This is a genomic window from Bacteroides sp. CACC 737 (assembly GCF_013874375.1).
Taxonomy (GTDB): Bacteria; Bacteroidota; Bacteroidia; order Bacteroidales; family Bacteroidaceae; genus Bacteroides; species Bacteroides uniformis.
In genome coordinates, this window is sequence record NZ_CP059408.1 from 3,304,476 (window position 1) to 3,321,146 (window position 16,671).

Here is a 16,671-nt window from a genome sequence, read left to right on the forward strand (position 1 = left end):
TGACACCTTCTTTTAAACTCTTAGGCGCTGATTCAATTGAATCAGCGTCTAAAAATAAATACACCGAAATTATTAAAACGAAAATTCACCGATACCATGACACAAATCTTCAAGAAAACCTTATTAACCAGTCTGGTTCTATTTCTGATGACAGCTTGCTCTGACGATAAAAAAGAACTGAAAATCATCGTAAAACCTACCTCCTTCCATTTTGAACAAACGGGAGGTAGCAGGAAATTCGGTATCACACCCAATAAACCAGCCACTTTCCAAAGTTCGGAAGCATGGTGCAAAGTAACCTCGGAAAGCAGCACTCCCGTACAAGCAATCTATAACATAACCGTAGAACCCAACACCACGCCCGACGTGCGCAACGCCACCATCACCGTCAGCGTAAAGGAGCACGTACAAGAAATCAACGTGGAGCAGGCAGCCTATATCCAAAGCGATGAGCCGGAAAAATACACTGTACGCGAGAACCTCACGACTCACCAACTGATTAACGAAATGGGACTGGGCATCAACCTGGGCAACACGCTGGATGCTGTAGGCGACTGGATAGACCCAAGCAGCATTCTCAATTACGAACAAGCATGGGGAAGTCCCGTTATCACACAAGAAATCATTGAAGGATATGCCAAAGCGGGCTACTCATCCCTGCGTATACCGGTCAGCTGGGGCAATCTGCTGTCCGACGACTTCAAGGTGCATCCCGACCTGATGGACCGCGTAGAGAAAATCCTGAACTGGACCCTCGACTGTGGTATGGTGGCTATCATCAATATCCACCACGAAAACGAATGGATTAAACAAGTACCCACCGACAGCAAAGCAAAAGAAAAATTCACTTCCATCTGGAAACAGATATGCGAACGCTTCGAGAAGTACGGCGACCATTTATTGTTCGAGCCAATGAATGAAATCGGGTACGATGAAATTTGGACCCCGTGGAGCGGTAGTGAAGCCGACAAGGCAAAGGCACTGGGATACGTGAACGACCTCAACCAGCTCTTTGTCGACATAGTAAGAAACAGCGGCGGTAACAACGCCAAACGTCATCTGTTGGTGGAAATCTACAACACCAACTTGGAGTATGCCTACGATCCCTTGTTCAAGATGCCGAACGATCCCGCCAATCGACTTGCTCTTACTGTGCATTACTATACTCCCGCAGACTTTGCCATACTGGGTGGAGGTGAGGTTGTCGACTGGGGTGTAGGCCGGGAAAGCTGGGGAACGGAAGCTGACTTCAAGGAACTGAACGACAATATGGACCTACTAAAGAAGAATTGCGTAGACAAAGGAATTCCCGTCATCGTAGGCGAATATTGCGCCGAGTCCAAAAACAGAACAAAGGAAGTGATAAGGCTCTTCTGTGTTTCTGTAACCGAGGCCATCTACTCGCGCGGTATGTGCCCGATGCTCTGGGACACTCCGGGGGGACAATACAACCGACAGACTTGCCAGTTTGACGATCCTCTCTTCTTAGAAGAGATGATGGCTATTCCTGCTAAATATCAACGGAATTAAGTAAAGATTGATAATCAATAATAAAATAAAAAATGAAAAGAATCGGCAGTTGTTTCGCTAGCCTATTGCTTTCTTGTGCGTTGACTGCACAAGCACAGCAATATCAACTGAATTCACCGGACGGGAAACTAATTGTCAACATCGAAGCCGGAAAAAGCCTCAACTGGGCGATTGCCCACGACGGTACTACCGTTCTCTTGCCTTCGGATATTGCTATGCAATGCACGGAAGCTGAGGGAAAGCCCATTGCTTTCACCTTCGGCAAAGATGTGAAGGTGACCAAAGCTACCCGCACTTCCGTCGACACTTCCTTCCCCACTCCTTTCAACAAAAAGGCGAGTGTGAAGGACACTTATAACCAACTCACTCTGAAATGCCGTAACGGCTACAGCATACAATTCCGCGCCTACGACGACGGAGCCGCCTATCGTTTTGTTTCCGAACTGCGCAAACCTTTCTGCGTGAAGAACGAGATTGCCGAGTTCAACTTCGACCGCGATTACCACGCTTTCGTGCCTTATATCAACGACAATCGCGCCGGCGAGCGTTACTGCTACTCCTTCGAATCCTACTACGATGAAGCCCCCCTCTCTCGTATGTACAAAGACTCGCTTGCCATTACTCCGCTGATGGTAGAACTGGAGAACGGAAAAAAAGCAGTCATTATGGAAGCCGGATTGTCTAACTATCCCGGCATGTTCCTCACTGCCAACCCACAGATGCCCCACGGAGTGAAGGCAGAATTCGCCCCTTATCCACAGGAAACAGTCATCGGAGGCTATGACCGCCTGAACCTCATCCCGACCAAACGTGCCGACGTTATCAGCAAACCCAACGATGCTCCCTACTTCTGCCCCAACGGGCGTCCCACTGGGAAACAGACCTATCCTTGGCGTGCCGTGCTTGTTGTTACCCACGACACACAACTCGCCAACAACGACATGATGCAACGCCTCGCACCCGAATGCCGCATTGACGACACCTCTTGGATTAAACCCGGAAAAGTGGCATGGGACTGGTGGAATACTTGTAACCTGACCGGCGTGGACTTCAAGGCAGGCATGAATACGCCCACCTATAAGAAATACATCGACTTTGCCGCCGAAAACCAGTTGGAGTATATCATCATCGACGAAGGCTGGAGCGGAAAGGAGTCATTAATGGAAGACATCAGTCCCGAAATCAATCTCGAAGAGCTGGTGGCATATGGCAACAAAAAAGGCGTAGGCATCATCCTCTGGGCAAGCTGGCGCAATCTTACGGGAGGAGGCGACATCTCCCCTGCCGTGGAACAAGTTATCAGCCACTACGCACAAATGGGAATCAAAGGTTTCAAAATTGATTTCTTCGACCGCGACGACCAAATCGCCATCTCTTCTACCGAACAACTCGCAGCATGTGCCGCCAAGCATCACATGTTGCTTAACCTACACGGGCTGAAACCCTTCGGCATCCAGCGTGCTTATCCTAACATCCTCAACTTTGAAGGCGTGAAAGGACTGGAAAACAGCAAGTGGGAGCCCATCGTGAACGGTGCGCCCTTGCATGACTTCCCACGCTACGACGTTACCGCCCCCTATCTGCGCCAACTCGCCGGTCCGATGGACTATACGCCGGGAGCTATGGTAAATGCCACCCGCTCCTTGTTCCGCTCCGTCAACGACCACCCCATGAGTCAAGGTACACGTGTACACCAGATGGCTATGTACACCGTCTTCGAAGCACCCTTGCAGATGCTTGCCGATAGTCCCAGCAAATACATGAAGGAACAGGAATGCACCGACTTCATCGCCAAGGTTCCCACTACCTTCGACGAAACCATTGCCCTTGATGGCAAAATAGCCGAATACATCACGATAGCACGCCGCAAAGGGAACACTTGGTTTGTAGGCTGCATGACCAACTGGACTCCACGCAACTGCACCATCGACCTCTCCTTCCTCAGCGAAGGCAACTACGAAGCCGAAATCTTTGCCGACGGCATCAATGCCGACCGTGAAGCTACCGACTATAAAAAAGAAGTACGCATCGTCACTGCCAAAGACAAACTCAATGTACAACTGGCACCCGGCGGTGGATGGACAGCACGAATTACAAAAAAATGAATCTGAGAAAACTGTTTCTGCCATTGTGTTCAGTAGCCTTGTGCCTGCAATCCTATGCACAAGACAAATCCTTTCTCAAGGATATGCTCTGGTATATAGACAACCCTTCTGTATTTGAAAAAGGGCAAGAGGAAGGACACGCTTGGTATATGCCCGAAAAGAGTATGCTACTGAATGGGACATGGAAGTTTTTCTGGTGCGATACACCGGAAGGGATACCTGCGCACTTTTTTAACCCCGAATTCCCGGATAAGCAATGGGGCGACATCAAAGTTCCCTCAAACTGGGAAATGCAAGGTTATGGTGACAAGCTGTTCAGAAATGTATCTGCTCCCTTCCAGGTGAATCCACCACATGCTCCCAAGGAGTACAACCCTACCGGACTATACCGACGAACATTCAAAGTACCTGCAGGTTGGGCGGCAAAAGACCAGATATTTTTACGGTTCGAAAAAGTGGCATCTGCTTCTTTTGTATGGGTCAACGGTCATGAAGTGGGCTACAATGAGGGGGCACAAGAACCTGCCGAATACAACATCACTCCTTATTTGAAGCCGGGCGAAAATACCTTGGCTGTCTGTGTACTGAAGTATTCGGACGGTTATTACCTGGAAGGACAAGATTATTGGCGACTGGCCGGAATCTTTGACGACGTGTGGTTATATGCCACACCTGCTATCAGGATATTCGACTGGCAGGTAATCACAGAATTTGATAATACGTATACCGATTCGCAGTTAAGTATTCAGGTGAAAATCAAAGATTACCTGAACAAGCAAAGCGAGAATTATGGATTGAAGGCTTACTTAAAGGATAAGAACGGCAAGATTATCTGTAACGTTTCCGCAGCTCCATTCGAAATGGATGCTGCAGAAAAGACAATACAGTTGCATACCTTGGTACAAGAACCCCGGAAATGGACAGCCGAGACACCCGAGCTTTATACGCTCGGTCTGGAATTATCCAATCCGGCCGGTTTGCTGAAAGACAAGATAGAAACGGTCATCGGATTCAAAAAGACGGAAATCAAAGACGGTGTTTTTTATCTTAACGGTATCCCACTGAAAGTCAATGCACAAAATTCGCACATGCAGCATCCCGAAGAGGGACATGTCATGGACGAAGCCACCATACGCAAGGATTTTGAATTGTTGAAACAGTTTAATTTCAATGCCGTACGTACCTCTCACTATCCTCCGGTGAATAAGTATTTGGAACTGGCCAATGAATACGGGCTTTATATCATAGACGAGGTGGGCGATGAAGCCCATGCCTCGGAATGGATTTCAAGTCTCCCGGAATACGAAGAGATGTATCGCGAGCGATGCCGCAGAATGGTGTTACGGGACAGAAACCATCCCTGCGTCTTGTTCTGGAGCGCAGGAAACGAAAGCGGTGAAGGTATCAACATTACCCACACCATTGAAGAAGGGAAATCGCTGGACCCCACCCGCTTCTGGATGTATGGCGGAAATGCATTCTCCCATCCGGCAGAAGATATTATCGGACCCCGTTACCCTACTCCTATGGAACTGGAAATGCAGGTAGGCATAGGAGAGGATTCCCGACCATCGTTTATGGATGAATACTTATCGGTTGCAGGCAGTGCCGGCTGTGCCCTGGACGATTATTGGGAAGCCATCTACCGACATCCCCGCCTGATGGGAGGGGCCATCTGGGATTTTGTAAGTCCGGGACTGACCGAACGGATAAGGCAAGTGGACGACCTTTCGCCCTTCCATACTCCCGCCCATCTGATGGGAAATGCCCGCTTGGTGAAGGAAGGAAAGAACACGGTGCTGGACTTGAACGGTCACGACCAATGGGTAGAGGTCTATCGTGCAGACAATGTAGAGTTGCACAGTAATGAACTGACACTCACTTGCAGAATCTACCCCCGGAAACTGGTAAGCAGTTGCGGCTCATTCATCACAAAAGGCAATTATCAGTTCGGGCTGCAACAACGCGGTAAAGACAAACTGGAATTTTATATCTATACTGATAAAAAGCATTCCGTATGCGCCTCCTTGCCTACTGACTGGGAATACAACTGGCATCAAGTGACGTGCGTCTACGACGGACAGAAAATGTCCATCTATATAGACGGAGCAGAAAAGGCCTCCACACAAGCATCGGGCAATATCCGGAACTTCCCCTACCCCGTCAACATCGGTCGGAATGCAGAAACACACGGCCAAGAGACTTCGGTCTACATCTGCGATGCTCAAATGGACGAAGTCGGCATTTTCGCCAAGGCACTGACTTCCTCTTTTCACCCGGAAGAAGCCGCTCTGTGGCTAGATTTTGAGCAAGAGACGGAAAATGGTACATTCTACAGTTACGGCATCGGTGCACGTACGTACGGCAGCATCTGGCCCGACCGTAGCGTACAGCCCGAAATGTGGCAAATGAAGAAAACCGGACAACCTCTTTCTTTTTCCATGTCGGATGTGACAGAGGGAGTCGTTGAGTTATGGAATCGCAATCATTATACAAATGCTTCCCGATATGCCATACGATGGGAATTGAAAGAAGATGACAAGGTTATTCAATCGGGCGACTTGGCACTCTCAACAGCGCCGCTTAGCCAAGAGCTGGTGCACATACCTTATAAGAAGCCAGCCCTGATTCCCGGCAAAGAATACCGCCTGATGCTTCATGCCGTCCTGAAAAAAGATGAATTGTGGGCAAAAGCCGGACATGAGGTGGCATGGGAAGAACTTGAACTGCCTTGGAGCCTGCCATACTCTTCGGAAGAAAAGGCTCAAGGCGTACCTTCCTATTCACTTTCGAAGAAAGAATTGGTTGTCTCCGGAGATGGCTTCAAATATGTATTCAACCGTACCGACGGACAACTGACGTCGATGGTTGTTCAAGATATGGAACTGCTGGAATCACCGCTCCGGCTGAATCTTTGGCGTGCCCCGCTGGCCAATGAGCTGGACAACTGGAATGCCTCCAGCGCCCGCTCCTCCAACTGGAAAGAAGGTTACGGATACACGGTAGCCACAGAAATGTATTCTGCAGGGATTGACCGCCTGACACATCAGCCCCTCTCTTTTTCGGTGTCCGAAACCACCGAAGGCGTACATATACACATCATTGATGCGGAATTGATGGGCAAAGGAGAAAAAGAGAAAAAAGACCTCTACATCGAAGGAGTACAGAACAACGGCATCATCAACCACTATGAGTATATTATCAATAGTGAAGGGACGATAGAGATACGCCATGTATTGAAGCCTGAAGGGAAAATGCCGCTTTGGTTTCCTCGCATAGGACTTACGCTGACCGTAAGCGATGCGCTCGACCAAGTGAAATGGTACGGCCGAGGACCGCAAGAGAACTATCCGGACCGGAAAACCGGCTATCCGACGGGGATATATGCCTCTACCGTACAAGCTATGTACGAGCCCTATCTAATGCCACAAGATTACGGATTGCGGACAGATGTACGCTGGCTGCAACTGACCACGGACAAAGGCATCGGCCTTCAATTCAAGATGAACGAATGGTTCAACTTCAACATTTATCCGTACAGCACAGACAATCTGACGAAAGCGATGTATACCTACCAATTGCAGAAGCAGAAAGGCATGACCCTGAATCTCGATTATGCCACTACCGGGGTCGGCTGTACGGCCCGCGGTGTATTCGGTGCTTACAAGGCGATGCCGCAGGAATATCGGAGAACCATCAGCATAAGACCTATGATGAAATAAAAATATTGTATCGGACTGGTAAGATTATGAAAAACAAAAATTACTTTATTCTATTAGTGTTGTTTTTAAGCGCTTTACAAATAAAAGCGCAGTATTCATTCGACAACGTGCTTTATGGTGCAGCCTACTATCATGAATATATGCCCTATGAGCGACTGGATGAAGATATCCGGCTGATGAAAAGAGCCGGCCTGACAGTAGTGCGCGTTGGAGAATCTGCCTGGGGAGTATTTGAGCCGCAAGAAGGAAATTTTGAATTTGAATGGATGGACCGCATTCTGGACAAGATGCATGCAGCAGGAATCAAAGTCATCTTGGGAACTCCCACCTATTCCATTCCTGCATGGCTGGCATACAAACACCCGGAAGTGCTGGCAGAACACGCCAAAGGAAACAAAGCCTATTATGGAATCAGACAGAACATGGATTTTACAAACCCGACCTACCAATTCTATTGCGAACGGATTATCCGCAAGATGCTGGAAAGATATGCACAGCATCCGGCAGTCATCGGGTATCAAGTGGACAACGAAACAGAAGCGCGCGGAGTAAACAACAGAGACTATTTCTTCGGATTCAGGAACTACATCAAACAGAAATTCAACAATGACCTGAATCTGCTTGCCAAGGAATGGGGAATGAACTACTGGGGAATGAACATCAACACCTGGGAAGAGTTCTATCCGCGCGATGGAGTGACAAGCCCCTCGTACAAGAATGAATGGGAACGCTATAACCGGAAGGAAGTGGCCGATTTTCTGAATTGGCAGTGCGACCTTGTAAATGAATACAAGCGTAAAGACCAATTTGTCACCCACTGCTTTATGCCCGACTTCCATAATATAGACCAAGTGGAAAGTTTCAGGCAGATGCAATATCCTGCCATCAATGTCTATCACGATGTACAGGATAAACAAGACGGCCAGCGCATCGCTTATGCCGGTGACTTCGTGCGCACCGTAGCCGACAACAATTACATCGTCATGGAAACCAACGCACAAGGCATCGGCTGGGATGCCCGCACCCAGTTTCCTCCCTACGACAACCAGTTGCGGCAGAATGTGTACGCACATTATGCTTCCGGAGCCAATATGGTGGAATACTGGCACTGGTCTACCCTGCACTACGGGCAGGAGACATACTGGCGAGGCGTGCTGGGCCATGACCTCCAGCCCAACCGCATATACAAGGAATTCACCACCACCGCCAAAGAGTTGGAAAGAATAGGCAGCCACATCGTGAACTTGAAAAAGAAAAACCGGGTAGCTATCCTCTACAGTCATGATTCTTATCATGCTCTCGGCTTCATGCCCTACACTTACAAGAGCAATTATCCCATTGATATGGTGCATAAAGCCCTCTATTTCCAAAACATAGAAACGGACATCATCCCTTGTGACAAGACAACCGATTTCAGCGGATATGACATGCTTGTCATTCCCCCTTTGTATGTGGCTACCGACCAATTGCTATTAGCCATTGATGAATTCGTACAGTCCGGCGGACACGTGGTAATGATGCACAAAAGCGGTTACTGCAATGAGCACTCCGCAGTTCGGGCTACCTTGGCTCCCGGGCCGCTACGCAAAGCCTGCGGCTTCCATTACCAGGAATTCTCCACTATCGGTGACTTATCATTAAAGGATACCCCCTTTCAATTAGAGGGAAAGAACCAGATAAGCGACTGGTATGAATTCCTAATTCCCGAGACAGCCACCCCGTTGGCTTATGCAGAGCATCCGTTCTTCGGCAAATGGCCCGTTGTCACCGAAAACAAGTATGGCAAAGGCAAACTGACCTACATAGGAGCCTACCCTTCGCAGGAATTGCTGAATGCCATCGTGCGAAAGGCAGCCATCCATGCCGGTATCATCTCTTCAGAGAGCGACGTGTTCCCCATCATACAGCGTTCGGGAATAAACAAAGCCGGAAAAGCCATCCGTTACTTCTTCAATTACAGCAGCGAGAGCAAAGAAATCACTCATAACTATCCGACGTCCAAAGAGCTGATTTCCGGCAAGACTGTAAAAGAAGGAGACCATGTAACATTGCCCCCCTGGGGAGTTCTCATCATGGAAGTTTATTGACCATCAGAAAAAATGAGAAAAAAGATATTTGCCTTTCTATTGCTAAGTGCCCTATATGCCAGCGCCCAAGAAGTTCCGGACTGGGAGAATCCTATTGTAGTCGGCATCAACAAAGAGCCGTATCATGCCACACTGACATTGCCTTCGCAAAAAGCCGATTGCAAAGAAATCAGATCCCTGAACGGCAAGTGGCGATTCCAATGGTCTGCCGACCCGGGAAAGCGCCCGGCCAACTTCTACAAGAATGATTTCAATACCGACACATGGGATACCATCACAGTACCGGGAGCATGGCAATTGCAAGGTTATGGGAAACCTATCTATTCCAACGTAAACTATCCCTTCCAGAAGGATGCACCCAAAGTGACAAGCGAGCCTCCCGCCGAATATTACAGTTACGGGCACAGAAATCCCACAGGCTCTTATGTCACCACGTTCGAAGTGACGCCCGATATGAAAGACAAGTGCCTATATCTTCACTTTGAAGGAGTAAAATCAGCCATGTATGTCTGGGTAAACGGAGAGCGGGTAGGCTACAGCCAGAATTCGATGTCGCCTGCCGAGTTTGACATAACCGAATTTGTGAAGAACGGAACCAATCGTCTGGCAGTGGAAGTGTATCGGTGGTCGGACGGCAGTTATCTGGAAGACCAGGACATGTGGCGGCTTAGTGGAATACTCAGGCCGGTAGAGCTATGGGTACGTCCCCGGACAAATATCCGGGACTATAGGTTCAGCAGCGACTTGTCGGACGACATGCGTTCAGCTACATTCGGAACCGAAATTTGGATAAGAAACCAGACCGACCGCAAAGTAAAAGACCTGACCGTAGAAATAAACCTGGTGGGGAAAGACAACAGAGGAAATAAACTCGACAAAAAAATGGTGGCTCCCGTAGGTACTATTCAGGCCTTTTCTGAAACGAGCGTCACGCTGTCCGAAATGCTCCGGGAGCCTCAACTATGGTCTGCCGAGAAACCGCATCTATATGACATCCACATCAAGCTTCGCAGAAAGAATGAACTTTTGGAATCGTTCGAATACCATTGGGGCATACGGAAAATAGAAATCGCGGGAGACGTCTTCAAAGTCAACGGGAAAGCCGTCAAGCTGAAAGGAGTGAACCGTCACGACTTTCATCCCCGTATGGGATTCTTTGTCGACAGCCGGACGATGGAGAGAGATATCCGGTTGATTAAACAAGCCAACATCAACATGATACGCACGTCCCACTACCCACATCTGCCATTGCTGTACGAGCTATGTGACAAGTATGGAATCTACGTAATGGACGAAGCGAACCACGAAAGTCATGCCTACGGTTTGGGGAACAAAGTATTAGGAGACAACCCTCAATGGACACTGGCCCATGTGGACCGGGCAGTAGCCGTGGTGGAAAGGGACAAGAACCATCCGTGCATCCTATTCTGGTCATTGGGCAACGAGGGTGGAAGCGGTGCCAATTTGCGAGCTATGGCAGACACAATCCGTGCCTTAGACCCCACCAGACCGATATACGACGATACAGACCGCACCGTATCCGATGTCTATGACGAAGCCTATCTGCATCCCGACGCTTTGAAGGAACTTGGTGAGAAAATAACCGACCGCCCCGTATTCATGAGAGAGTATGCCTACGCCATGGGAAATTCCATCGGCAACCTCAAGGAGTATTGGGATGTGATTGAAAAGGACGAAAGTATTATCGGAGCTGCCATTTGGTGCTGGGTAGACCAAGGCATTCCTAAAAAGCTTAACGGTGCACCGTTAAGTTTCGGCGAGAGCCCCTCGTCACTCCCATTACTGCCCGATGAATTCTGGGCGTATGGAGGAGATTTCGGGGACTATCCCAACGACGGTCCCACCGGCATTAACGGGTTGGTATCTCCCGACCGGGTGCCTCACCCCCATTACTATGAAGTACAAAAAGTATATCAATACATCAAGTTTGAAAAGAAGGGAACACAACAAATCAAATTGACCAACGGGTATGCGTTTTCCGATTTGGATGAATTCGATTACAGCTATGAGTGGATATGCAACGGAAAGGCTGTACGCAACGGCGACCTCCACTTGTCCGAAGGGAATCTGCTGGAGGTACCTTCAAGACCGGATAAATGTGGGGAACTTTGCCTCAATGTATATGCCACGCTGAAGGAATCCACGACGTGGGCAGAGAAGGGCTTCAAAGTAGCCAAGGAACAACTTATGTATCATGACTATGAATTCCCACAGTTGAAGGATGACGGCGGGAAGGCTACATTTAAGGAAACACCCGAAGCGGTAGAAATTATAGCCGCCGATGCCTTGTTCACCATAGAAAAGAGTACCGGTGCTTTAGTGAGTTGGCGAGTCAAGGGAGAAGAGTTGTTGCACAGTGCCTTGGAACCCTATTTTTGGAAACCGGCAAATGACATTCAGGTCCGCAACGGCTACAATGAACGTTTGAGCGCTTGGAAAAATGCAGAGCAAAAACGTATCGTAAAGGCATGCCAAGCAACCGTAAACGATGGTATGGTGATAGTGGATGCCAGTCTCTCCCTCCCCCGGATAGGAGCCGGTTACCATCTCCGCTACACTGTGGACGGCAAAGGCCGCATACAAGTAGAAGCAACCTATCAGCCTGAAAAGGAAGATATTCCGCTGATGCCCAAATTCGGTATGCGCATGAGAATGCCCTCGGCGCTGAATCGGATAGCCTGGTACGGACGCGGCAAGTTCGAGAACTATCCCGACCGCAAGAGCTCCGCTTTCCTGGGAGTCTACGAGTGTGGCATACACGAATTTATCACGAACTACATCGTACCGCAAGACAATGCCAACCGGTGCGATACACGCTGGTTCATGCTGGGAGACAGTGAGCGATGGAAAATACAAGTCAAAGGCCTGCAACCCCTATGTTTCCGTATATGGCCCTACGGGGAAGAAGACCTGGAAGGGAAAGAACATGCGCACGAACTGCCCGAACGCGACTTCATCAACCTGAATATCGACTCCAACATACACGGAGTAGGTGGAAACGACGGATGGGGCGCACAGACCATGAAGCCATACACCATTGACGGCAATCGCTCCTACCGGTATGGATTTATCATGGAGTATATGGACAAAACAGAATAATCCGTTCATCAATGCATTCAAAAAGGGAATAAACATTTTGTAAACAACAATAAAGGTATGAAAAGAAACATCTTTAAAACAATTCTCCTATCTGCCTGCATCCTGCAAGGGGGCAGTGCATTGGCACAACAAGAGAAAGCAGAACCGGGCAAGTTCTCACCCACCTGGGAGTCATTGTCCCAATACGAAGTGCCCGAATGGTTCCGCAACGCCAAATTCGGCATATGGGCACACTGGGGTCCGCAATGCCAACCCGAAGCCGGCGACTGGTACGGTCGTGGCATGTACGAAGAGGGCGGTGCTGCCTACAAGTGGCACTTGGAGCATTACGGACATCCTTCGGAATTCGGCTTCAAGGATGTAATCAACGAATGGAAAGCCGAGAAATGGAATCCGGAGAGGCTGGTAGCCCTTTTCAAGAAAACCGGTGCCCGATATTTCTTTGCCATGGGCAACCATCACGACAACATGGACTTGTGGGACAGTAAATACCAATCATGGAATTCCGTCAACATGGGCCCCAAGCGAAACGTACTGGGCGAATGGGAGAAAGCGGCCCGCAAAAACAAACTGCCCTTCGGTGTCAGCATCCACTCCTCCCATGCTTGGACATGGTATGAAACTGCACAAGGAGCCGACAAGAAAGGCCCATACGCAGGAATCTCCTACGATGCCCGCGTAGTGACTAAGGAAGACGGCAAGGGAAAATGGTGGGAAGGTTACGACCCGCAAGAGCTATACGTACAGAATCATGCCCTGAGCGGACATGCTTGGGTGGCATGGGACTGGCCCGAAGGAACCTCTGTCCCCCCGCAGAGTTACTACGACAACTTCTTCGACCGCACAGTGGACATGATAAACAAATATCATCCCGACCTGGTCTATTTCGACGACAGCGTACTCCCCTTCTGGCCCATCAACGATACGGGGCTGAAAGTCGTGTCGCACTACTATAACCAGAACATGAAGCTTCACAAGGGCAATCTCAATGCTGTAGTCTTCGGAAAGAAGCTGGAAGCCAAACATAAAGAGGCCATCGTATGGGATGTAGAGAAAGGAGTTCCCTCCGAGTGCCAAGACAAAGCATGGCAGACCTGTAGTTGCCTCGGTACTTGGCACTATAACCGCTCTGCTTACGAAGACAACTGGTATAAATCAGCCGAGACCGTCATCCACATGCTCATTGACATCGTCAGTAAAAATGGCAACCTATTACTAAGCGTACCAATGAAAGGAAACGGCACCATCGACGACAAGGAAGAAAAAATTCTGGAAGACATAGCCGCCTGGATGGAGGTGAACGGAGAAGGAATATTCGACACACGTCCCTGGTGTATTTATGGTGAAGGTCCCTCCACAGAAACAGCAATACCTTTGGACGGAGCAGGATTCAACGAAGGCAAGAACGCACCCTACACTTCTACCGACATCCGGTTTGTGAAAAAAGGGAAATACTTGTATGCCCATATCATGAAATGGCCCTCAGACGGAAAAATACAGATAAAATCACTGGCTACCGGCAGTCCCTACTGCAAAGGAGAAATCGAAAAGGTAGAATTATTAGGAGGCGGAAAGGCAAAGTTCAGAAGAACTTCCAAAGGCTTGCTTATTGACCTTCCCAAAGACAAGACTCCCAATCCTATTTCTTTGGTACTGAAAATCACTAACCGTTAAACTGCTGATATTGTATGAAAAAGGGATTTTTTTTAAGACTATTTGTCCTGCTGATGCTGACATTTTTCATAGCAGAACAAGGCAGAGCACAAACCTACCAACGCACCTCACAAGGCATAAAAAGCACTGTGCAAGGTATAAATATAGATATTAGCTTCTTCTCTCCTGTCACAGTGAGAATCTTAAAATCGCCTGACGGCTGGAAGTATACCAAAGAAAGTTTGTCGGTCATCGGGCAACCGGAAAAAGTAAAACTATCCGTCTCTTCGAAAGGGGGCATATTGACTATCAAAAGCCATCAGCTTACAGTCCATCTCAACGAAGAGACCGGACAAATAACTTTTGCCTCTTCCGATGGAAAATCGCTGTTGCAGGAACAAAATAAAGGCGCACGTTTTGATGATTTCAACGATGCCGGCACAAAAACCTTCAGCGTTTATCAATCGTTCACCTTAGAGAAAGACGAAGCTATTTATGGATTGGGACAATTGCAAAACGGCAAAATGTCGCAACGTAACCAGACCAAACGCCTTATCCAAGACAATCTTGAGGATGTGATTCCCTTCTTCCAGTCCGTCAAAGGCTACGGTCTCTTTTGGGACAACTATTCGCCAACCATCTTCAAAGACAATCAAGAAGAGACATCCTTCCTTTCTGAAGTCGGCGACTGCATTGACTACTACTTCATGTACGGCGAAAATGCCGATGGAGTAGTTGCCCAGATGCGCTACCTCACAGGACAAGTGCCCATGTTTCCATTATGGACATATGGATTCTGGCAAAGCCGTGAACGCTACAAAAGCCAAAAAGAGATTGTTGGCGTAGTGCAAAAATACCGCGAATTGGGTGTGCCCCTCGATGGAATTATCCAGGATTGGAGATACTGGGGAAGCAACTACCTGTGGAACGCAATGGATTTTTTGAACGAAGAATTCTCCGACCCCCAAAAAATGATGGAAGACATACACGGAATGAACGCCCACATTATTATCTCCATTTGGTCAGCTTTCGGACCACATACCAAACCCTATCGCGAGTTGGATAAAGGGAACATGCTCTTCAACTTCCGCACATGGCCCGAATCCGGTTCCGAGAAGTGGCCTCCCAATATGGACTATCCATCCGGTGCCCGCGTGTACGATGCCTACCATCCGCAAGCACGCGACATCTATTGGAAGTACCTGAACGAGAACCTACGTTCTGTGGGTATAGACGGCTGGTGGATGGACTCTACCGAACCCGACCATTTTCACCCCATTCCTGAAGATTTTGACACGCCCACCTATTTGGGGTCATTCCGTAAAGTACGCAATGCCTACCCTTTAATGAGTGTAGGTGGAGTGTACGACCACCAGCGTGCCGTAACTTCGGATAAACGCGTATTTATCCTTACCCGCTCAGCCTTTGCCGGCCAGCAACGTTATGGTGCCAATACATGGACAGGAGATATCACAGCATCATGGGAAGTTTTGGAGAAGCAAATACCTGCGGGATTAAACTTCTCACTATGCGGCATTCCCCATTGGAACAGCGATATCGGCGGATTCTTCCTATGGCAATATCCCTTGATGTTAAATGACCCGGATTATCGCGAGCTCTATGCCCGTTGGATACAGTTCGGTACATTCTGTCCCATGATGCGGTCACATGGGGAAGGTGCTCCCAGAGAAATCTATCAATTCGGCAAAAAAGGCGAGCCGATATACGATGCGATTGAGAAATACATTCGGTTACGCTATAGTTTGTTACCATACATCTACACAACCGCATGGGAGGTAACCGCCAAACAGTCCAGCTTTATGCGTGCCTTGGCAATGGATTTCGCCCATGACCGCAACGTGTGGAACATCCACAATCAGTATATGTTCGGCAAATCCCTATTGGTATGCCCCGTAACCCAACCAATGTATACCAAAACAGTTTCGGACACCATCCGTGTAGAAGATTTCAGTACTGTCAAGTCCATGCGAATATATCTGCCTGAAAATGCTGAATGGTACGATTTTTGGACCGACCAAAAACAATCCGGCGGACAATACATCGTGAAAGATACCCCTATTGACATTTTGCCACTTTATGTGAAAGCAGGTTCCATTCTACCGATAGGTCCCAAAGTACAGTATAGTACCGAGAAGTCATGGGACAACTTGGAAATAAGAGTGTATCCCGGTTGTAACGGCGAGTTCACACTTTACGAAGACGAGAACGATAACTACAATTATGAAAAAGGCATGTACAGCACCATTACGATGAAATGGAATGACCGTGCTCGCATGCTCACTATCGAAAATCGTCAAGGAGAGTTTCCCGGTATGTTGAAAGAACGGAAATTCAACATAGTAACCGTAGATGGCATAAAAAAGACAGTAGCCTATAATGGAAAAAAAGTAACGGTTAAAATGCAGTGATTTCTAAAAACAACTATTGATTTAC

Annotated in this window: 7 protein-coding genes; all 7 read left to right on the forward strand. The window is 48.3% G+C overall.

Features of this window, described 5'->3' with window-relative positions; genetic code table 11:
- Positions 1 to 96 precede the first annotated feature (96 nt).
- The 7 genes from H1A11_RS14020 to H1A11_RS14050 are packed head-to-tail and all read left to right on the forward strand — an operon-like array spanning position 97 to position 16,646.
- Positions 97 to 1,530, forward strand: a complete 1,434-nt coding sequence (locus H1A11_RS14020; protein ID WP_181757349.1) for a cellulase family glycosylhydrolase — start codon at positions 97 to 99, stop codon at positions 1,528 to 1,530.
- Positions 1,531 to 1,562: 32 nt separating this feature from the next.
- Positions 1,563 to 3,635 (forward strand): glycoside hydrolase family 97 protein, encoded by a 2,073-nt coding sequence (locus tag H1A11_RS14025; RefSeq protein WP_181757350.1) that lies wholly within the window; start codon positions 1,563 to 1,565, stop codon positions 3,633 to 3,635.
- Complete coding sequence (locus tag H1A11_RS14030) at positions 3,632 to 7,357, forward strand: glycoside hydrolase family 2 TIM barrel-domain containing protein (RefSeq protein WP_255461452.1); 3,726 nt, start codon at positions 3,632 to 3,634, stop codon at positions 7,355 to 7,357. The genes H1A11_RS14025 and H1A11_RS14030 overlap by 4 nt, the downstream gene beginning before the upstream one ends.
- Before the next feature lie 26 nt (positions 7,358 to 7,383).
- Positions 7,384 to 9,444, forward strand: a complete 2,061-nt coding sequence (locus H1A11_RS14035; RefSeq protein WP_117887568.1) for a beta-galactosidase — start codon at positions 7,384 to 7,386, stop codon at positions 9,442 to 9,444.
- Positions 9,445 to 9,456: 12 nt separating this feature from the next.
- Entirely contained in the window at positions 9,457 to 12,564 is a 3,108-nt protein-coding gene (locus tag H1A11_RS14040) for a glycoside hydrolase family 2 TIM barrel-domain containing protein (RefSeq protein WP_181757352.1), read from the forward strand.
- Between the two features lie 57 nt (positions 12,565 to 12,621).
- Positions 12,622 to 14,238 carry an alpha-L-fucosidase gene (locus H1A11_RS14045; protein ID WP_181757353.1) on the forward strand — a complete coding sequence of 539 codons (1,617 nt, stop codon included), beginning with the start codon at positions 12,622 to 12,624 and terminating at the stop codon, positions 14,236 to 14,238.
- A 14-nt stretch (positions 14,239 to 14,252) separates the two neighbouring features.
- The gene (locus H1A11_RS14050; protein ID WP_181757354.1) at positions 14,253 to 16,646 is read left to right on the forward strand and encodes a TIM-barrel domain-containing protein; all 2,394 of its coding nucleotides are present in this window, start codon (positions 14,253 to 14,255) and stop codon (positions 16,644 to 16,646) included.
- Positions 16,647 to 16,671: the final 25 nt, after the last annotated feature.